This window comes from Abyssisolibacter fermentans (genome assembly GCF_001559865.1).
Lineage (GTDB): Bacteria > Bacillota > Clostridia > Tissierellales > MCWD3 > Abyssisolibacter > Abyssisolibacter fermentans.
On sequence record NZ_LOHE01000042.1, the window covers coordinates 24,401 to 45,238 of the forward strand.

The 20,838-nt window shown below is 27.0% G+C and carries 19 protein-coding genes; 16 read left to right on the forward strand and 3 right to left on the reverse strand.

Going from position 1 to position 20,838, the window contains the following annotated elements; translation table 11 throughout:
- Positions 1-548: 548 nt before the first annotated feature.
- The gene (gene aguA, locus AYC61_RS06645; protein ID WP_066498460.1) at positions 549-1,643 is read right to left on the reverse strand and encodes an agmatine deiminase; all 1,095 of its coding nucleotides are present in this window, start codon (positions 1,641-1,643) and stop codon (positions 549-551) included.
- A 426-nt stretch (positions 1,644-2,069) separates the two neighbouring features.
- Here aguA and AYC61_RS06650 point away from each other — a divergent pair, with 426 nt between their 5' ends.
- The 11 genes from AYC61_RS06650 (at position 2,070) to AYC61_RS06700 (ending at position 13,457) form a co-directional block, all read left to right on the forward strand.
- Positions 2,070-2,855 carry a response regulator transcription factor gene (locus AYC61_RS06650; protein WP_066498463.1) on the forward strand — a complete coding sequence of 262 codons (786 nt, stop codon included), beginning with the start codon at positions 2,070-2,072 and terminating at the stop codon, positions 2,853-2,855.
- 592 nt (positions 2,856-3,447) lie between these two features.
- The gene (locus tag AYC61_RS06655; protein ID WP_066498465.1) at positions 3,448-4,605 is read left to right on the forward strand and encodes a cysteine desulfurase family protein; all 1,158 of its coding nucleotides are present in this window, start codon (positions 3,448-3,450) and stop codon (positions 4,603-4,605) included.
- 308 nt (positions 4,606-4,913) lie between these two features.
- Positions 4,914-5,474: a GNAT family N-acetyltransferase gene (locus AYC61_RS06660; protein ID WP_066498466.1), complete on the forward strand. Its 561-nt coding sequence runs from the start codon at positions 4,914-4,916 to the stop codon at positions 5,472-5,474.
- A gap of 102 nt (positions 5,475-5,576) precedes the next feature.
- Positions 5,577-6,746 carry a tRNA uracil 4-sulfurtransferase ThiI gene (gene thiI, locus AYC61_RS06665; RefSeq protein WP_066498468.1) on the forward strand — a complete coding sequence of 390 codons (1,170 nt, stop codon included), beginning with the start codon at positions 5,577-5,579 and terminating at the stop codon, positions 6,744-6,746.
- A 349-nt stretch (positions 6,747-7,095) separates the two neighbouring features.
- Positions 7,096-7,686, forward strand: a complete 591-nt coding sequence (locus AYC61_RS06670) for a TetR/AcrR family transcriptional regulator (protein ID WP_066498472.1) — start codon at positions 7,096-7,098, stop codon at positions 7,684-7,686.
- 501 nt (positions 7,687-8,187) lie between these two features.
- Positions 8,188-8,727 carry a helix-turn-helix domain-containing protein gene (locus AYC61_RS06675; protein WP_066498480.1) on the forward strand — a complete coding sequence of 180 codons (540 nt, stop codon included), beginning with the start codon at positions 8,188-8,190 and terminating at the stop codon, positions 8,725-8,727.
- Positions 8,728-8,744: 17 nt separating this feature from the next.
- Positions 8,745-9,791, forward strand: coding sequence for a spermidine/putrescine ABC transporter ATP-binding protein (gene potA / locus AYC61_RS06680; RefSeq protein WP_066498482.1), 1,047 nt, complete (start codon positions 8,745-8,747; stop codon positions 9,789-9,791).
- Positions 9,788-10,627, forward strand: a complete 840-nt coding sequence (locus tag AYC61_RS06685) for an ABC transporter permease (protein ID WP_066498486.1) — start codon at positions 9,788-9,790, stop codon at positions 10,625-10,627. The genes potA and AYC61_RS06685 overlap by 4 nt, the downstream gene beginning before the upstream one ends.
- Positions 10,621-11,418 (forward strand): ABC transporter permease, encoded by a 798-nt coding sequence (locus AYC61_RS06690; protein ID WP_066498489.1) that lies wholly within the window; start codon positions 10,621-10,623, stop codon positions 11,416-11,418. Before AYC61_RS06685 ends, AYC61_RS06690 begins: the two co-directional genes overlap by 7 nt.
- The gene (locus tag AYC61_RS06695; protein WP_066498491.1) at positions 11,418-12,443 is read left to right on the forward strand and encodes an ABC transporter substrate-binding protein; all 1,026 of its coding nucleotides are present in this window, start codon (positions 11,418-11,420) and stop codon (positions 12,441-12,443) included. Before AYC61_RS06690 ends, AYC61_RS06695 begins: the two co-directional genes overlap by 1 nt.
- A 186-nt stretch (positions 12,444-12,629) precedes the next feature.
- Positions 12,630-13,457 (forward strand): DegV family protein, encoded by an 828-nt coding sequence (locus AYC61_RS06700; RefSeq protein ID WP_066498493.1) that lies wholly within the window; start codon positions 12,630-12,632, stop codon positions 13,455-13,457.
- 112 nt (positions 13,458-13,569) lie between these two features.
- On the opposite strand, the gene AYC61_RS06705 is transcribed toward AYC61_RS06700, so the two are convergent.
- The gene (locus AYC61_RS06705; RefSeq protein WP_066498496.1) at positions 13,570-13,824 is read right to left on the reverse strand and encodes a hypothetical protein; all 255 of its coding nucleotides are present in this window, start codon (positions 13,822-13,824) and stop codon (positions 13,570-13,572) included.
- 925 nt (positions 13,825-14,749) lie between these two features.
- Positions 14,750-15,061 (reverse strand): hypothetical protein, encoded by a 312-nt coding sequence (locus AYC61_RS06710; protein ID WP_066498498.1) that lies wholly within the window; start codon positions 15,059-15,061, stop codon positions 14,750-14,752.
- A 254-nt stretch (positions 15,062-15,315) separates the two neighbouring features.
- On the opposite strand from AYC61_RS06710, the gene AYC61_RS06715 reads away from it, so the two are divergent.
- The 5 genes from AYC61_RS06715 (at position 15,316) to AYC61_RS06735 (ending at position 20,740) form a co-directional block, all read left to right on the forward strand.
- On the forward strand, positions 15,316-16,404 hold the full coding sequence (locus AYC61_RS06715; protein WP_066498506.1) for a GerAB/ArcD/ProY family transporter: 1,089 nt from the start codon (positions 15,316-15,318) through the stop codon (positions 16,402-16,404).
- Positions 16,405-16,514: 110 nt separating this feature from the next.
- A complete protein-coding gene (locus tag AYC61_RS06720; protein ID WP_066498509.1) occupies positions 16,515-17,603 on the forward strand; it encodes a GerAB/ArcD/ProY family transporter in 1,089 nt (362 codons plus the stop codon).
- A 256-nt stretch (positions 17,604-17,859) separates the two neighbouring features.
- Complete coding sequence (locus AYC61_RS06725) at positions 17,860-19,206, forward strand: stalk domain-containing protein (RefSeq protein WP_066498512.1); 1,347 nt, start codon at positions 17,860-17,862, stop codon at positions 19,204-19,206.
- Positions 19,196-20,023 (forward strand): ABC transporter permease, encoded by an 828-nt coding sequence (locus AYC61_RS06730; protein ID WP_162265446.1) that lies wholly within the window; start codon positions 19,196-19,198, stop codon positions 20,021-20,023. Before AYC61_RS06725 ends, AYC61_RS06730 begins: the two co-directional genes overlap by 11 nt.
- Before the next feature lie 6 nt (positions 20,024-20,029).
- Positions 20,030-20,740 carry an ABC transporter ATP-binding protein gene (locus tag AYC61_RS06735; protein WP_066498519.1) on the forward strand — a complete coding sequence of 237 codons (711 nt, stop codon included), beginning with the start codon at positions 20,030-20,032 and terminating at the stop codon, positions 20,738-20,740.
- Positions 20,741-20,838: the final 98 nt, after the last annotated feature.

Sequence of the window (20,838 nt, forward strand, 5' to 3'; positions counted from 1 at the left end):
AATTCATAATAGGTCATGCAAACCATGAAATATTAATATTATAAAATAAGGCAGTGCTATTGATGATTTACTACAACCCAAGCATTTTCACCTATATTAGTTCCAACTGGACCGATGATGATAAAAACAGTAGTTGATTTTTCATGAGCAGCCATGCTATAATTTTGATTCATCCTCTAGTAGTTTACAGAGATTATATCAGAACGGACTTCAGTTGGCAGAAGTTTTCCACGCTTAAAAATTAGGCGTAGGAATAAATATAGCCAAAATTTATGACATAATTAATTCTTATAAAAAGAATACCCGTTTTGTTTATAACAAAACGGGTATTAGACATGTTACTTTGAATTAACACTTATTCATAATATGAATTTTGATTATTTTAGTCGAGAATACTGAACTAAGACTTGTAAAACTATATGGTATAATAATTAAATATCAAATAGTCATTTCTTAAGTTGACAGCATTGATCTGACGTCCCCTTGTCAAAATATTTACTGGCGCTACTTATTCCTTAGGCGATAGTCAGTTATATACTTTAAAATCATTATTTTTTAGGTACTTGTTGTGTGATACAGTGTATATTGCCTCCACCTAGAATAATTTCATGTGTATAAACTCCTACAATTTCTCTTTCAGGGAATATTTTGCTTAATGCTTTAATTATTTTTTTATCACTATCAAGTCCAAACTGAGGACAGATTATACCACCATTTACAATAAGGAAATTCATATATGACGGAGCATATTCATCACCTTCCATACGGGGAATAGCATCACCTTTGTCAACTCCATCTGCTTCTTCTTTAGTAAATTGTTGTGGTCTTAAGCATGGAACAGTGTGTATTTTAAGTTTTCTACCCTTGGCATCTGTAGTATTTTCTAAAACTTTACGAGCTTCCTTGTATATTTCATAGTATGGATGAGTTTTATCATCAGTCCAAGCTATTACAACTTCTCCAGGTCTTGCAAAACAACAAACATCATCAACATGTCCATTAGTTTCTTCTGGATCAATGCCACGAGGTAACCATATTACTTTTTCTAATCCAAGATATTCTTTTAAATTTTCTTCTATTTCTTCTTTAGTCATATCAGGATTACGTCCAGAACTAAGTAAACATTGTTCAGTTGTAATAATAGTCCCTTCACCGTCTACATTGAAGGAGCCACCTTCTAAAATAAAGTGTGTTGCATCATATCTGTCACAATTTTCAATTTCTATTATTTTTTGAGATACTTTTTGGTCTTTATCCCAAGGAAAATATAATCCATCATAATGTCCTCCCCAGGCATTAAATCCAAAATGAACACCACGTACTTCACCTTCTTCATTTCTTACGAAAGCTGGTCCACAATCTCTAACCCATGCATCATCATAGGACATTTCAACCACTCTAACGTCTTCAGGTAACAACGCTCTAGCATTTGCAAATTGTTCTCTGCTACAACAAACTGTAATTGGTTCAAATCTTGAAATTGCTGTCGCAACATCTGCAAATGTTTTTTGAGCAGGTTTAGCACCTAATCTCCAGTTATCAGGACGTTCAGGCCAAAGCATCCAGATTCTCTCTTGTGTATCAAACTCCGCCGGCATTCTATATCCATCTTTTTTTGGTGTACTTTGAATTGTTTTTGACATATAATCCCTCCAATATTTTGTTCATAATATCAAAAGTTTAGAGCAATTTTAACACTCAAGCATTGATATTTAAATAATATATTTCTTTTAACATTCAATATTTATTTATGAATATCTTAGTTTCTATAATAATCATAATATTAATTTCTCTATTTTTAAATTACACAATGATACCATTTAGAGTAGATATCTAAAAAGTACCTAAACGTATTATTATACTACCTAAAAGTAGTATTTTTATTTTTTTACGTTATTTCACAAAAATTGTTTATTATTGACGAGAATTGCGATTTATAATAAAATAAAATAATAAAACTCTAGATTTTAGCTATTTTCATAAGTCGACTAGTAAATGCTTTATATATTGATATAGCAAAGTTTTAAGTAAAAAATGAATTTAATTATTAAGGCTGAGGGGGAATATTAATGATTTCTTTATCCCACAATGAATGGAGTTTAATAAACGACATAGTTTTGAAACTTCATACTACAAAGGACTGTTATTCTGCGATTAAAAACCTTTTAATGTCATTAGAAGTATTAATACCGCATAAAAAAGCTTTTTTTGATTTAGGTAATTATGAAAATTATAATTTTAGTTTCTTTAATCCAATTTCTGTAAATATAAGTGAAAAACATTTAACCCAATACTATAAACACTACCTACATTTAGACTATGCAAACTTTGTATGGTCGCTAGATCATCCTGTTGTATATAAGGATACTAATATACTTCCAGACCATCTAAGAGAGCAAACTATTATTTATAAAAATTGGATGCAATCTATAGGTGTACATTACGGAGGAGGTTTTAGTATATTTGCAAATGATAGGTTATTAGGATCCATAACCATGTTTAGAGATAAAGATATGGATGATTTTACTAACAAAGACTTGTATATTATGCAAATTATCAACTTACACCTATCAAAAAAACTTGCTTTACTTTATCCTAATGGAGTAAGTTGTAAAACAGATTGTTATCATGAAAATGATTTAAAAGGAAAATATAAGCTTACAAACCGACAATATGAAGTAACAAAATTAGTTTTTATGGGATTAAATAATAAAGAGATAAGCGAAAAACTATTTATTTCAAAAAATACTGTAAAAAAACATTTGACTGATACATTCAAAAAATTAGGAGTTTTAAATCGTTCTCAGCTTATTAAGGCAGTTTACGAATATTTTCCTGAGTCTATTAACATATAATACTTTTTTACATAAAATTCACAAAATGTGTCTAATCCTATCTATTATTAAATTAAACTAAAGCTTATTTATAACTGACTTAAAATAATAAAGAAATCTACTACATCCTTAGTATATTTTTTTAAACCTTGTAATCTAAACAAAAGAGGCTATCTTACAATGGTTTTTAAAACATTGAAAAGTCAGCCCTATTAAATGAATGTCTAGGGGATGTTTTGAAGTGCCATTCAAATGAATTTTACTACTTCTTTGTTTCTTTTTTAGCTATTGCTATTACATATACTCCTCTAGCTTTTACTTTCTTGATGGTAGATAGCATTTTATTGTGCATTTACAATATCTCATCATATCTTTCTTCGGTAAGTGCTCTCTTAGTTATACTCATGTGTAGGGTTTTAAAAGCTATTATAAATAAATGCTCATAATATATTGACCTGTATATAATTAATAACTATTAATTTAAAAAAGAGTAAACTAAGCATTTATCCTTCCAAAAGTAGTTATTTTCTTATATAATGATAATAATAATGATAATAAAATGTATATTAAATTTTATTAATAATTAGAGTGAATAAGTATTTGAGGTGATATAGTGAATGTGTATTTAGATAATAGTGCTACTACTAGAGTTAGAGATGAAGTTATAAATGAAATTATAGATGTGTTTAAAAAGAATTATGGTAATCCTTCATCATTACATAGAATGGGTTTTGAAGTTGAAAAAAAGGTGAAAAATGCAAGGGTTATTATAAGCAAATTTTTGAATGTTAATGAAAATGAAATTTTTTTCACATCAGGCGGTACGGAAAGTAATAATATTGCAGTACAGGGCATAATAAACAAACTTAAGAGGAGAGGAAATCATATTGTAACAACAAAAATAGAACATCCTTCTATTATGAATATTTTCAAATATTATGAATTAAATGGGTTTGAGGTAACATACTTAGATACAAATGAATTTGGCTTAATTAATCTAGAACAACTAGAAAAATGTATAACAGAGAATACAATACTTGCTGCAATAATGATGGTTAATAATGAAAATGGTACTATTCAACCTATAGATGAAATAAGAAAAATAATAAAGGCTAAAAATAGAAATACAAAAATACATGTTGATGGAATTCAAGCATTTGGCAAATTAAAAGTAGACTTAAAAAAACTAGGTATAGATAGTTTTTCTTTTAGTGGACATAAGTTCCATGCACCAAAAGGTGTTGGAGGATTGTATTTATCAAATAATATTAATATTGAACCAGTTGTCTATGGTGCAGGGCAAGAAAGTGGTAAAAGAGCAGGTACAGAAAATGTTCCAGGTATAGTGGGCATGGGTAAGGCTGTTGAAATTTTACATAAAAACTTTAAAAATGAGATTGATCATGTTAGTGAAATAAAACAATATTTCATAGATGCTGTTAAAAGCAATATTACAGATATTAGATTTAATAGTTATATAGATGAAAATTGCGCTCCTCATGTTGTGAATGTATCTTTTTTAGGAACAAAAGCTGAGGTGTTATTGCATTATCTAGAAAACTATAATATATTCATTTCCACAGGCTCAGCTTGTTCATCGAGAGATAAATCTGTTAGTAAAATTCTTTTAGCTATGGGATTGAAAGAAAAAGAGATAGAAGGAGCAATAAGATTTAGTTTTTCGCATTATAATAATAAAGAAGAAGTAGATTACGTAGTTGATAAATTAAAAATTTGTATTTCTGAAATTAGGAAAATTATGAAAAGATAGATTATCTCTGATTATTCATATAATGCTGAATAATATGCTGTAAGTTTCTGAATTATGAGCAGAGAAACTAAATTTTAATTTAGTGTGAATCGCTTATTCAGACGTAGTCTGAGGTACATCTAAATAACATACGAAGGCATACCGAGTTAGTATGTCGAGGATTTAATGGGTATCTTCTAATCATGAGCAGAGAACTAAAATCTTTGATTTTATGTGAATCGCTTATTCATTCGAAGAATGAGGTTCATTTATAAAAGGTATTTAATTTTCTATAAATAAACTGGGATTATGAAAGGTGTGTGAGATTATTGGAAAAGATTTATTATACTGATAGGTTAATTCTTAAAGTATTAAGACCTACTCACGCTCAAATAGTACTTGATTACTTCATTAGAAATAATAAATTTTTACAAGAATGGGACCCTATTAAGAATGATGAATTTTTTACAATTAGTTATCAAAAAAAAATTTTAGAGAATGAATTAACTAAAGCTAAACAAGGTAATATGTTGCGTTTGTGGATAATGAAGAAAAATGATTTACAAATGTCTAAAGTCATTGGAACTATTGCTTTTTCAAATATAGTAAGAGGTGCTTTTTTATCCTGTTATTTAGGCTATAGGTTAGATAAAGATGAAATTAATAAAGGTTTTATAACAGAAGCATTGAGTAAAGGTATAAATATTATGTTTAAAGATTACGGCTTACATAGAATAGAAGCAAATATTATGCCTAGAAATATTAGATCCATAAAAGTTGTTAAAAAATTAGGGTTTGAAAAGGAAGGTTTATCAAGGAAATATTTGAAAATCAATAATAAATGGGAAGACCATTTTCATTATGTTTTACTTAATGATGAATTGGAATAATATACAAATTAGTATAAAATAAAAAGTTGTTAACCCTGATTATTCATATAACTTTTTAATTTTCTATGAATAATCTGGGTTTAATATACAGGAGGGATTTTGTTGGTAAAAGTAGTATCAGTTAGTTTTGGAGAAGTTGCTTTAAAAGGGAAAAATAGATCATATTTTGTAAATAAATTAATAAAGCATTTAAAAAGAGTAATTAGAAACTTTGATAATACAAATGTATATCAAGATAGAAGTAAAATTTTTATTGAAGCTGAAGAAGAAGATATAGATGAAATTGCTAATATTGTTAAGAAAGTTTTTGGTATAGTACTTATAAGCAAATGTTATAAAATAGATAAAGATATGGATTTATTAAGAGAATGTGCTGTAAAAGTAATGGAAGAAGAAAGTGAAAAAAGAGAGATAAAGACTTTTAAAGTTGATGCAAAAAGAGGAGATAAAAAATTTCATCTAAATTCCATGGAAATAGAAAGAGATTTAGGTGGGGTTATACTTAAAAATGTAAATGATATTTCAGTTGATGTACATAATCCAGACATATATGTTTATGTAGAAGTTAGAGATTTTTGTTATGTTTATACTGAAAAAATAAAAGCATACGGAGGACTTCCAGTAGGTACAAATGGTAAAGGAATCCTATTGTTATCAGGTGGTATAGATAGCCCTGTAGCAGGTTTTATGATGAGTAAAAGAGGAATTAAAATAGATTGTGTTCATTATCATAGTTATCCTTTTACAAGTGAAAGAGCTGAAGAAAAGGTTATGTCATTAGCTAAAATAATGGCACAATATTGTGGAGATATGAGAATTCACAGTGTTAACATATTAAACATTCAAAAGAGTATAAATGAAAATTGTCCTCAAAGTCAAATGACAATAATTTCAAGAAGATTTATGATGAGGATAGCAGAGAAAATAGCTTTAGAAAATGACCACGATGCATTGATTACTGGGGAAAGCTTAGGCCAAGTTGCTAGTCAGACCATAAAAGGATTAAATGCAACTAATGCTTCTGTAACACTACCTGTTTTTAGGCCGCTTATTGGAATGGATAAAACAGACATAATAGAGATAGCACAAGATATAAAAACTTTTGAAACGTCTATATTACCATATGAAGATTGTTGTTCAGTTTTTTCACCAAAGCATCCAGTAACCAGACCAAAGCTTGAAGCAATAGAAAAATCTGAGTCCAATTTAAATATTGATGAACTAATAAAAGAAGCTATAGATAATAAAACAGTTAGAACTATAAAATATTAAACCTTTATAATTCATGTATCTTTGAATAGTGTGCTGTATAATTTTGAATTTTGAGCAGAGAACCTAAATATAAAATTAGGGTGTCCGAGCTTATAGCTTTTATAATTAGAAGGAACTTTATTCATAAATTTCTTATTAGTTCTTTCCTAAAAGTAAATGAATTCACAAGAAATCATAGATTTCTGTCTCTACTCATGAATAAGCTATTCACGAAAATCACAGCTTTTAGCTCCTGTTCAAAATTAAGATTTGAGTTCACTGCTCATGATTTTCATGAATAATATGGCTAAGTATTTTTAAGACAAAATATTGTTTCAAATTCATATTGCAGACGAAAAAGGGGATTAGTATGCCAAAAATAGTTGATTACGAAAAGAGAAAAAGTTATATTGCACAAGAAGCCGTTCATGTTTTTATAGAAAAAGGATTTCACAAAACTAAATTATTAGATATAGCTAAAAAGTGTGGAATGGGGAGAACGACACTATATCAATATTTTAAAAATAAAGATGATATATTTAAATATGTAGTAGATAACGAAAGAAATGCCATAATACATAAATTTGACAAAATAAAAGAAGATAACACCATAAATTCCATTGATAAAATAAAAAAAATTATACAAGAAGTAGTATCTAATGATTTTATTAGTGATATTATTATTATATTTGTTGAACTTTGGTTACTAGTAAAAAGAGAAAATAAATTTGAAAACAATATTTTGTTAGAAAATGCTATGAAAATTAGAAGTATGTTTAAAGATTTGCTAAATATGGCTATGAATGATGGGGAAATAAAAGAAATTGATCCTCAGATGATGTCTTATACTATTTTTTCTTTTGTAGAAGCAATGGCAATTGAGAGATATATTGATAAAGATGTGACATTAGAACAAAAGATAGAAGCTGTTAATGTATTAATTGATGGTTTAAAAAAATAATAGTACAATACCTTTATAATATCATTGATTTATCAAGGGGATTTTAAAATAGCTAATTCACTGAGTTATTCGAATATATTATACAATAAGTACGATTTTAACTGTAAAAATTTTGAGTATCTTGAATTTCGTTGTTTTGAAAACCCCCTAAAAATCAATGTATTTTTACGATATTTTGGCTTTACTAAAGCATTTTGTATCATTGTTATATTCTATGTTTTTTTATATATAAAAACATAGAAAAAAATGATTGACGACTAATATAAAGGATTGTATAATATTTATGGATTGAAGTTTAGTAATTGTAAACATTATATTTAATATAATAACTATGCTTAGGATATTTGAATAAAATATTTTGATTTAGATGTATTCCCGCGAAAAAATTTATATAAAAAAATCTTATATACAAAGCTTTTTCTATGCTTGAAAAATTTAATTAAACTATAGTTTATAAGATGGTAATAAAGAATTGTTTTGCAAATTAATGAGGTGGATAATATGAATATTGGTAAAAAGATTAAAAGGCTAAGAATAAAGCATGGATTAACTCAAGAGGAATTAGCAGATCGAAGTGAACTATCAAAAGGATTTATATCTCAAGTCGAGAGAGATCTTACATCACCGTCTATCGCGACTTTAGTAGATATATTAGAAAGTCTAGGGACTAATTTACAAGATTTTTTTAATGAAAGACAAGAAGAAAAAATAGTGTTTACTAAAAATGATTATTTTGTAAAGATGGATGAAGACTTAAATTATGAAATACAATGGATAGTACCAAATGCGCAAAAGAACATTATGGAGCCAATTCTATTTGAACTAAAAGAAAATGGGAGATCGAATATAGATTATCCTCATGAGGGAGAAGAATTTGGATATGTTATGTATGGAAGTGTGTTTGTTCATTTAGGTAGTGAAAAATACAAGGTTAAAAAGGGAGAATGCTTTTATTTTAAAGCTGATAAAGACCATTATATATCAAATGCATGTAAAACGAAGGCTAAAGTATTATGGATTAATACACCGCCAAATTTCTAATATAGGAGGTGAAAGGTTTGAAAAAAGAAATAATCAAACTGGTTAACATTAATAAAGAATACGATGGAGAGAGAATTTTAGATAATTTGAATTTGAGTATAAAAGAAAATGAATTTCTTACTTTATTGGGTCCAAGTGGTTGTGGTAAAACAACTACACTAAGGATAATAGCAGGTTTTGAACAACCAACTTGTGGAGAAATTCTATTTGAAGGCAGTAATATAAATAATGTTAAACCATATAAAAGATCTATCAATACGGTTTTTCAAAAATACGCATTATTTCCTCACATGAATATATTTGAAAATATTGCTTTTGGATTAAGAATAAAAAAGATTTCAGAAAAAATTATTAGAAATAAAGTTGAAGCTATGTTAAGGTTAGTAAATTTAAAGGGTTATGAAAAAAGAAGTATTGATTCATTGAGTGGAGGTCAACAGCAGCGAATAGCAATAGCTAGGGCTTTAGTAAATCAACCCAAAGTATTGTTATTGGATGAACCTTTGGGAGCATTGGATTTAAAGCTTAGAAAAGAAATGCAGATAGAGCTTAAAAACATGCAAAAAAAACTTGGAATTACTTTTATATATGTTACTCATGATCAAGAAGAGGCATTAACTATGTCTGATACAGTGATAGTTATGAATAATGGTGTTATCCAACAAAAAGGATCGCCCGTTGATATATATAATGAACCACAAAACAGATTTGTTGCTAAGTTTATAGGTGAAAGTAATATTGTAAAAGCAACAATGCTTGAAGATTATAGAGTAAAGTTTGCAGGAAATATTTTTAAATGTATTGATGAAGGTTTTGAAAAAAATGAAGAGGTTGATGTAGTTATTAGGCCGGAGGATATAAAATTTGTACCTGAATCAGAAGAAATGTTTTCAGGAATCGTCAATAACGTAATATTTAAAGGAGTTCATTATGAAATATTACTGATAGATCATGTGGGTAGGCAGTGGATGATACATAGTACTCAATCAAAGACAAAAGGCAGTAAATTAAGCTTAAGTGTTGAGCCTCAGGACATTCATGTTATGAAGAGGGTGATGGCGTGAACAAGAAATGGATAGCGTATCCTTATGTTTTATGGAGTTTAATATTTATAGTAGTACCATTATTGTTGATAATAGTTTTTAGTATAACTTATGGAAATAAACAAAACATTGTAGATTTAAAACCTACGCTTACAAACTTCATGAAATTTTTTGATCCGATTTATATAAAAGTATTATACAGGTCATTAAAATTGGCAGTTTTAACAACAATAATCTGCTTAATATTAGGGTATCCTATGGCTTTTATTCTTGCAGGTTTAGAACCTAAAAAACAACGTATTTTATCATTGTTATTTTTATTACCAATGTGGATGAATTTTTTATTGAGAACATATGCTTGGTTAACTATTTTAAATAGAGAAGGAATTATTAATAGTATTATAAAAATGATGGGTTTTGAGCCCATGAATAATCTATTGTATAATAGTGGTGCTGTAATGATGGGGATGGTATATAATTTTTTGCCTTTTATGGTATTGCCAATATATACAGTACTAAATAAAATGGATAATAATATAATTGAAGCAGCACAGGATTTAGGTGCTGATAGATTAACAGTTTTTAGAAAAATCATATTTCCTTTAAGTTTACCGGGAATTATCTCGGGCATAACTATGGTTTTTATGCCTGCTGTTAGTACTTTTGTTATATCTAGACTTTTAGGTGGAGGACAATATATGCTGATAGGTAATCTTATTGAACGTCAGTTTATGAAAGTAGGAGATTGGCATTTTGGCAGTGCTATATCTATGATAATGATGATTATAGTGTTCATTTCTATGGCTATATTGAATAAATATGATAAAGATAATGATGGAGGAAATATTTTATGGTAGATAAGGTTTTGAGTAAATTAAGAATTGTTTATACAATATTGATATTTATATTTTTATATGCACCTATTATAGTATTAATAGTATTTTCATTTAATGACTCAAAATCTAGAGCTTCATGGGATGGGTTTACATTGAAATGGTATGTAAGTCTTTTTAAGGATAGGCATATTATGAAAGCTTTATACTATACTTTAACAATAGCAATACTATCATCTATAATAGCTACCATAGTTGGTACATTTGCAGCATTAGGAATTCATAACATGAAACCTATAAAAAAGAAGATTATTTTAGGCATTAATAATGTTCCAGTTGTAAATCCAGATTTGATAACAGGTATATCACTTATGGCTTTGTTTATATTTTTAAAGATTCCTTTAGGTTTTGTTACAATGCTTATAGCTCATGTAACATTCAACATACCTTATGTTATATTAGCTGTATTACCAAAGCTTAGACAAATCCCAAAGGAAATAATGGAAGCTGCATTAGACTTAGGTGCTACACCTATGTATGCTATTAGAAAGGTATTGATACCTCAAATAATGCCTGGAATAGTAACAGGATTACTAATGGCTTTTACATTATCTATAGATGATTTTGTTATCAGCTTTTTTACAACAGGTCATGGAGTGACAAATCTATCAATAACAATATATTCAATGGCTAGAAGAGGTATTAAGCCAGAAATTAATGCGCTGTCAACTTTATTATTTTTAAGTGTATTAATATTATTACTTATTATTAATTTTAGGTCAAGTAAAGACGAAAAAAGAAGGGAAGTGTTATAATGAATAACAAACTTAAAATTATTGTTTTAAGCATTGTGATGACAATTATGCTAGTAAATTTTAGCGGCTGCTCTGGAGATGACAGAGTACAATTAAATGTATACAACTGGGGAGATTATATTGACAAAACAGTACTTGATGATTTTGAACAAGAGTATAATATAGCTGTAAATTATGAAGAATTTACTACAAATGAAGATATGTATATAAAATTAAAGCAAGGTGGAACTAACTATGATGTAGCAATTCCATCTGACTATATGATAGAAAAAATGATAAAAGAAGATATGTTAGAAAAAATAGATTTTAATAATATAACTAATTATAAAGAGATAGATGATAAATTCAAAGATTTAGTTTTTGATCCTAAAAATGAATACTCTGTCCCATATTTATGGGGAACAGTAGGAATAGTTTATAATAGTGAAGTTATAAAAGAGGATATAGATAGTTGGGACGTGCTTTGGGATGAGAAATATAAAGGGCAAATATTAATGCTTGACAGCTCAAGAGACTCAATAGGTATTGCATTAAAAAAATTAGGATATTCATTTAATTCTAAAAACAAAGATCAACTAGAACAAGCTAAACAGGAGTTAATAAAACAAAGACCATTAGTTCTCGCTTATGTAATAGATGAGGGAAAAGACAAAATGTTAAGTGGTGAAGCTAGTATAGGAGTATTTTGGTCAGGAGACGCAATGTTACTAGCAGATGAAAATCCTAACTTAAAATATGTAGTACCTAAAGAAGGAAGCAACCTTTGGTTTGATAGTATGATAATACCTAAAGGAAGCAAGCATAAAAAAGAAGCAGAATTGTTTATTAATTATATGACTGGAAAAGATATTGCTAAAAAGACAGCAGATTATATTATGTATTACACACCAAATGCTGAAACTGAAAAAATGTTAGATATCGTGTATCCAACATTTGAAGAATTAAAAGATTGTGAAATATTTAGAGACCCAGGTGATTTCGTTGAGCAATATGATAGAATATGGACAGAAGTTTTAGCTCGATAATTATGAAATGAGGACTAACATATTTATATGTTGGTCTTTTTTTTGCATAAAACTCAAATTTTTATTTGCCAAGGTATGATTAATATAAATTGTATTAACATAGTTAAATTTTATAGAAAAATTTCTTAAAAAACTTGAACCTAGTATTAGTATCTGGTACTATATATATAAGAGAGGTGATTTTAAATGGCAATAAAAATAGTTACTGATTCAACTGCATATATTGAAGAAGAGATAATAAAGGATAGAGATATAGAAGTAGTGCCACTTTCATATGAACTTGACGATGAACAATTTATAGAAGGTTATCCAGGAACATATGATGATTATTTTATAAAATTAAGTAGGAGTAAAAACTTTGCCAAAACTTCTCAACCAGCTGTGGGAGATTTTTTGGAAGTTTTTAAAAAAGCGTTAAATAGCAATGATGAAGTTATAGCAATTTTAATGTCTTCAAAATTAAGTGGCACATATAATAGTGCTTTGATGGCTGCAAATATGTTAGAAACTGACAAAATTACAGTTATTGATTCATTAACAACAGTTGCACATTTGAAAACAATGGTTTTGACTGCAAAAGATATGGCCAATCAAGGTTATTGTAGGGAAGATATTGTACATAAAGTTTATGATATTAAAAATCATATGGGAATTAGCGTTACGGTAGGCAGTCTTGAGTACTTAAAAAGAGGTGGTAGATTATCTGTGACAAAAGCTGCTTTAGGAAAAATACTTAATATAAAACCTGTAATTAAATTAGAAGATGGTAGATTGTTACTTAAAAAATCACTAAGGGGTAAAAGCAGGGCTCTTAAATATATGATAGAGCAAATTCCTAAAGATGTTTGTAAAATATGTATATGTCATGTTATGTGTAAGGATAAAATTATGGAAATAAAAGATATGCTAAAAAATAAGTTTCCTAATGTTGAAATAGATATAGATGAAATAGGTCCAATAATAGGCTCACATTTAGGACCAGATAGTTTTGGTTTTTGTTATACTTGGAGATAGTAAATGATGGCTATGTTTAAAATAAATGTTGAAATTGAGATAATAATTAAAGGAACTAGTTAAAGTTCCTTTAATTTAAAATTCTAATTAACATATCTTATAAATGGAAATTTTACCATAAATCTCTATCTATATCACTTCTTTTAAGTACATCTTTGTTTTCATAAGGATAGCTACATAACACGCTATCTAAAAATTTAATTCCACAAAAATACTTGCATATTGAAGTTCCTTTTACCGCACATTTATGCTCATTTGTATTGTCTGAAGCATTCCAAGGACATTCTGTCTGCTTCCAATCAACACCTTCACTTACTAAATCTATATCCATATTTCCACCACGTAATGCTTTTATTCTATTGTTCATATGATGCCCCCCCTTTGAGTAATTTAAATAATTTTACCATAATATAGGTTTGTTTTCAACCATTTCTAACTAATAGCATAAAAATATCAAACCTGACTCCAATACTTAATATCTTTATAGCATAGTGAAACAGTCCTTTACAATAAACCTAAATATACCAAAAGTTAATACAGTATTATCGTATTTATATTTTTGATTGTAATACCTTTATGTCACATACTCTAAATTTAGAATAAGCACTGATAGCATTTTTTATAAGATTATTGCATTTAAAGAACTCTTTATATTCTTTAAATGGCTCAAGCCACTTATGCCATACAAGATATAGATTCAAATACTTAGTTGCAACTCCATGAAATCTATAAGCCCACCTCCTATAAAAAATTACACTAAACCAATAATTATTTTAAACATAGCCTAAATAATAAATAGGTTTATATTTTGTAATATGTTGATGGAGTATGCATAACATATTTCCAAAGATTTCAAGGAATTGTACTATCCTAATTTTTACAACTAAAAGCTAGGTCAGGTATCGTTGAATACGCCTGATTTAGCTTTTTTTAAAATAGCATAAAGTAATCATCTATGATTTAAGATAAAAAATCTTTACAAATTCATATTAATGCGAAGATTTTTTACCTATTACAAACGTATAGGACTAATATTTATTATAAAATCATTTTTTTAAAATATAATTATATTATTATATGAATTTGATATACAGAATTCTAATAAGGAATTTAAATATATAAAAAATTGAAATAATGTTTATTTATTAAGCTATAAGAGGATTTTTATATATAAATAGTATTAAAAAAAGATTTCTATAAGGATACAAATTTATAGAAATCTTTTTTTAAAAACTAATTTTATTTTATAATTTTCCATTAATTGTTTTTTTATTGATAAATGAGTTTATAAATTATATTTCATATGGTACAGAAGTCTTTAAATCATATACATGAAACTCTAATGGCAATGAGTCTGTAACAAGTTTGCCCAAAAGATGAGTATTATCTCTAATTTTTTTATTTATTATTTTAAGATCATATTTATCTAAAACCATACAATTATTTTTATTGGATAAATTGCTTTGTAAATTAATATCACCCATATAACTTATTAGTTTAGTATTGCATTCATCTTCTAAAGTCAATTTTCCTAAAATATTTTTAATACCTTTTTCAATTTTAACATTGAAATAACTACCATCTTCTAATAGTAAATAGTTCATAAATATTAGCCTCCTTTATTTTTGCCTCTCAGGACAAAATTAATAAATTATATACTTTCTAAAATTATAACATATAATATATATATTTCAACATAAAAATACATTTTTTTTAATAAAATAATTAATTATAAAATACTATACCTATATTATGGTTTGAATATATAAATTTTTCATTAAATTAAGCTTATTGGGTTAAACTACATTAAAAGTAATATTAATTAATTTTAGATTTATGTAATTTTGGAGGAATAAATTTGAATAAAGAGGTTATTACAAATAAACAAATGATAATTCTTATTATAATGTTTTTAGCAGGAACTACAGCTTTAACAGTAATGGGAATGGATGCTAAAGAAGATTTTTGGATTGCTTCTATTTTATCTATGTTATTAGCTGTTCCAATGATTATTATTTATTGTAGACTTTATTATATTTTTCCCGGTAAAAATATATTTGATATTTTTGAAATTTGTTTTGGTAAATTTATCGGAAAAATAATTATTATAGTATATACATATTATTTAGTAGGAGAGGCAACATTAGTTTTATTAAATTATGTTTATTTTGTTGATGTGATTTTTTTGACTTATACTCCTCTTATTGTTATTTTAATAAGTATTATGATTTTGTGTATTTGGATAACAAAAATAGGGATTAACGTTATAGGAAGATGGGCAGAATTGATGGTTATTATATTTATGATCTTAATAGGTGTTTGTATATTATTTGCAATACCTAAAATGGATATAAATAATATTCGTCCTACATTATATAGTGGTATAAATCCAATTCTAAAAGGAGTCTTTGAGACATATACATTTCCATTTGCACAGATGACAGTTTTTACTATGATTTTTAATAATTTCAAAGGAAAAAAGTCTGCTTATAAAGTTTATAGTCTAGGGTTACTAATTGGGAGTTTATTATCGTTATTAATTTCTACAACTAGTATTTTAATTTTAGGTGCAAAAACAGCATCGAAAGCAGTATATCCAATATATGTTGCTATGTCAAGAATAGATGCTTTTAATGTAATACAAGGAATAGATATCATTATTTCTACTGTTTTTATATTAGGTGTATTTATTAAGTTAAGTGTTTATTTAATAGCTACTAGTAAAGGTTTTGCAACGATGTTCATTTTTAACGATTATAGATTATTTGTGATTCCTACAACATTATTTATGTTGATTTTATCTTCCATTTTATTCAAAGGAGTTCTTGATTATTGGGAATATAGTTATGAAATTTGGCCGTATATTGCTATTTTATTTTATACAATTATTCCTATAGTTACTTTCATTATTGCAGAAATTAGGAATAAGATAAAAACTAATTATTAATGTAAATAATTCTACTTGATTGAAAAGCATAATAATTAATTAGTTAAATACTCTAAAAAAATGCTAAAGCTAAGATACGTAATTTGATCAAGTTAATTGGAGGAATAAATTTGAATAAAGAGATTATTACAAATAAACAAATGATAATTCTTATTATAATGTTTTTAGCAGGAACTACAGCTTTAATAATACCTGGAATGGACGGTAAAGAGGATTTCTGGATATCAATTATAATATCAATCCTTATGACAATTCCAGTCGTAATAATAATTAGCAGATTCAACAATAAATTACCTGGTAAAAATTTATTTGATGTAATTGAAATTTGTTTTGGTAAGTATATTGGAAAAATAATTATGATAGCATATGCTTATTATTTTTTAGAGGAGGGAACTTTAGTTTTAATTAATTTTGGACAATTTGTTAATACAGCTTTTTTGAATTACACGCCTAATATTGTAATTATGATAAGTATTATGCTTTTGAGTGTATGGACAGTAAAAAGTGGAATTAAAGTTTTAGGTAAATGGGCAGAATTTATGTTTATTGTATTTTTGTTTTTTATAATTAGTTCAGTTTTATTTGCAATTCCCAGAATGGATATAAATAATATTCGTCCAGTTTTTTATAATGGAATAAATCCGATTTTAAAAGGAGCTTTTATGGCTTTTACGTTTCCATTTGGAGAAATAACGACTTTTTCTATGGTTTTTACCAAATTTAAAGAAAAAAAATCATCTCTAAAAGTCTATCTTACAGGTTTGTTATTTGGGGGAGGTATAATGTTGATAATTTCTACAACTACCATTTTTGTTTTAGGTGCTAATAGATCTTCAATGTTGTTTCATCCAACATTTACTGCTATTTCAAGAATAAATGTTTTTGATACCATACAGAGAATAGAAGTTGTTATATCTACAGTTTATGCATTAGGAGCTTTTATTAAAATAAGTATATATTTTTTTGCTACTAGTAAATGTTTTGCAAAGATATTCAATATTGAAGATTATAAAACATTAGTAGTTCCTATTGGATTATTTATGATAATTTTATCTAATATTTTATTTATAGGAGTTCTTGATTATTGGGATTATAACGCTGGAATTTGGCCATATTATGCTATTATATTTGAAATGATTTTGCCAATTATCATTTTTGTTATTTTACAAATTAGAAGTGTGAAATTTATGACTAATTAATATAAATGTAATTATACTATGTTTAGAATCAGCTGAAATAGTTCTAGCTGTGATTTTTTATATAACCTTGAATAAACAGTGTTTATATTAATAGATACTATTCTGATTAAAGCAGGGTAAATAAGAACTGTATCTATTTCATTATTTGACGTATAAATCAAAAGGTCTTATAATGTTTATGTAAAAAGTAATATTAGTATTAAAGTACATAAGATATAAACGTTGATTGTTTTATTTATTGAATGGAGGTTTTTATATGAAAAAAGTGGTTAGTACAGTTTTAGCATTAATATTATGTAGTGTATTTCTATTTAGTTATGGATTTGCAACTACATCAGATAATCAATTTAAGTTAACTGTTAATGATAATAACGTGGCAGTTAAATACGGAGTTTCACCAACAGTAATAAATGATGTTGTATATGTACCAGCAAGAGAAGCTTTAGAGACGTTTGATGCTGATATAAAATGGAATGGAGAAACAAGAAGTGTTGATATTAAACTTAATGATGTTAGTGTAGAAGTTAAGATTAATAGTAATATTGTAAAGGTTAACTCCAGACCATGCACATTAGAAGGAAAAGTTATAATAAAAGATTCGAGAACATTATTACCTTTAAGTTTCTTTAGTACAGTTTTTGGAATAAATATTGATATTGACGAATCAACTAAAACTTTAAATGTTTCAACTAATATTGTAGATAAAGATAATGTAGATATTAATATAAACTACTTAGGGGGACCTTCGGCAGTGAGTCTAATAAAAATGCTAAAGGATAATCCTTATTTAGGGAAAAACGTTAATGCTAATTATGAAATGTTAAAACAGGTATCTTTAATACAAGCTAATATGCTTAATAAAAAAGCTGATTTTATTGTAGCACCAACAAATTTAGGAGCAAACATTTATAATAAGACTGAAGGAGAATATGTTTTAGCAGATGTATATTCATGGGGAGTACTTCATCTATCAAGTACTGAGGATATAAAAGGATGGAGTGACCTTAAAGATAAAGAGATTTATTTAATTGGTAAAACAGGGACTCCAGGAATAGTATTTTCTAACTTGCTACAGTTAAATGGACTTGATATAAATAAAGATGTTAAACTAGTATATTTAAACAGTCCACAAGAATTAGCAACATATATGATAACAGGAAAAGCTACAACAGCAGTTTTACCTGAGCCTGTACAAACACAAGTTTTAATGAAAAATAAAAATGTTAAAGTTGTTATGAACATACAAGAAGAATGGGCTAAAAAGTATGACAATGATTTAGGCTTTCCTCAATCATCAATATTTGTTAAAAAAGAACTAGCAGATGCTCATCCTGAGATAGTTAAAGCATTTTTAAGAGAACATAAAGGTTCTATAGAGTGGGTTAATATGAATAAAGAACAAGCAGGAATTAAGGGGCAAGAGCTGGGAATAATGCCTAATGCTAAGATAATTGAAAACTCTATACCAAGATGTAATTTAAAATATATGGATGCAAAAGATGCTAAAAAGGCAACAGAAGAATTCTTAAAAATATTGTTAGACTTTAATCCAAAATCTATAGGTGATAAACTTCCTGATGAAGGGTTCTATTATGAGAATTAATGATAATAAAAATATACAATCAATACCAGACAATGATTTAAGAATGCTAAAAAATCAAAAGGGCTATAAAAATTATAGCCCTTTACTTAACAGTATATATATAATTATTTCATTAGTGGTTATATTAATAGTTTGTACAATTCTTTCAAGTGTAATAGGTCAAGATGTAACATTTCCTCCTCCAATAAAAGTATTTAAAAAATTACTTAGCATAATTAAAGAAGATGGATTTTTTATAACTGTTTTATCAACGTTTAAAACTTGTATAATAACATTTACTATAGCTTTAATAATCGGAACTATATTAGGTTTTTTATCAGGGTTTTTTAAGCCTGTATTTTATTTATTACAGCCTATAATAACTATTATTAAAACTACACCTGTTATTTCAATAATACTCCTTGCCTTAATATGGTTTAGAAAAATAACTCCAAATTTTGTTGGTTTTCTAATTACTTTTCCTGTAATATATAATAATGTTTTAGAAGGTGTAAGAAACATTGATGATGACTTAATAGAAATGGCATACATGTATAAAGTAAAAAGGCTTAGTATAGTTAAAAACATTTATCTGCCTTCAATATCATCATATTTATTTGCAGCTATATCTATTGGTTGGGGTATGACAATAAAATCAGTTGTAACAGCTGAAGTACTAAGTCAGCCCGCAGTATCTATAGGAACTGCTTTGCAGGATGAGTCTATTTTTTTAGAAACAGCAGGAGTATTCGCATGGACAATAGTCATAATAATACTTTCTTTTATTGTTGAAACATTTTTTAGAGCATTACAGCATAGATTTGAAAGCTGGAGGTAGTTTTATATGTATAAAATAAGAGAATTAAATAAATCATACGAAAATCTTTGTGTATTAGAAGATTTAAACCTTGATATTAAGGACAATATTATAACTTGTATTTTAGGTCCATCAGGATGTGGAAAAACTACTTTGTTTAATATAATGTCTGGAGTGCTAAAGCCTGATTCAGGATCAATAGATGGTTTTGAAGATAAAACTATAAGTTATTTATTTCAAGAACCACGCCTTTTAAAATGGAAAACCGTTAAAGAAAATATTAGATTTGTTTTAGAAGATAAAATGAGTGAAAAGGAAATTAATAGTACTATAGATAGATGCTTAGATGTAGTAGGTTTAAAAGAATATGAGAGTTATTACCCTAATAAGCTTAGTGGAGGGATGAAACAAAGGACTGCTATTGCTAGAGCATTTGCATATCCTGCAAATATTCTTTTAATGGACGAGCCTTTTAAATCTTTAGATTTAGAGCTTAGAATGAATTTAATAACGGATTTTCAAAAGCTTCATGCAATTGATAATAAAACTGTTATCTTTATAACACATGATATACATGCAGCTTTAATGCTAGGAGATGAGATTGTAGTTCTTAGTGAAAAACCAACTAATATAAAAAAAATAATTATTAATAATGTACCTAAACATGAAAGAGGCTTAAATAATGAGCGTTCTTTAATAATTCAAAAAAATTTAATAAATATAATAAAGGGTTTTTAAATTTAAAAATAGTATCTATTATTTATCCCTGATTTTTCATATAACGTTAAATAATATGCTGTATAATTCTGAATTAGAAGATTTCAGTGAATTCGAAG

Coding starts and splice junctions, on each gene's coding strand:
- AYC61_RS06690 (WP_066498489.1), top strand. CDS start 10,621: ATGGTAGATAAGGTTTTGAGTAAATTAAGAATTGTTTATACAATATTG.
- AYC61_RS06710 (WP_066498498.1), bottom strand. CDS start 15,061: ATGAACTATTTACTATTAGAAGATGGTAGTTATTTCAATGTTAAAATT.
- AYC61_RS06705 (WP_066498496.1), bottom strand. CDS start 13,824: ATGAACAATAGAATAAAAGCATTACGTGGTGGAAATATGGATATAGAT.
- AYC61_RS06675 (WP_066498480.1), top strand. CDS start 8,188: ATGAATATTGGTAAAAAGATTAAAAGGCTAAGAATAAAGCATGGATTA.
- AYC61_RS06735 (WP_066498519.1), top strand. CDS start 20,030: ATGTATAAAATAAGAGAATTAAATAAATCATACGAAAATCTTTGTGTA.
- AYC61_RS06650 (WP_066498463.1), top strand. CDS start 2,070: ATGATTTCTTTATCCCACAATGAATGGAGTTTAATAAACGACATAGTT.
- AYC61_RS06700 (WP_066498493.1), top strand. CDS start 12,630: ATGGCAATAAAAATAGTTACTGATTCAACTGCATATATTGAAGAAGAG.
- AYC61_RS06725 (WP_066498512.1), top strand. CDS start 17,860: ATGAAAAAAGTGGTTAGTACAGTTTTAGCATTAATATTATGTAGTGTA.
- AYC61_RS06695 (WP_066498491.1), top strand. CDS start 11,418: ATGAATAACAAACTTAAAATTATTGTTTTAAGCATTGTGATGACAATT.
- AYC61_RS06670 (WP_066498472.1), top strand. CDS start 7,096: ATGCCAAAAATAGTTGATTACGAAAAGAGAAAAAGTTATATTGCACAA.
- aguA (WP_066498460.1), bottom strand. CDS start 1,643: ATGTCAAAAACAATTCAAAGTACACCAAAAAAAGATGGATATAGAATG.
- AYC61_RS06730 (WP_162265446.1), top strand. CDS start 19,196: ATGAGAATTAATGATAATAAAAATATACAATCAATACCAGACAATGAT.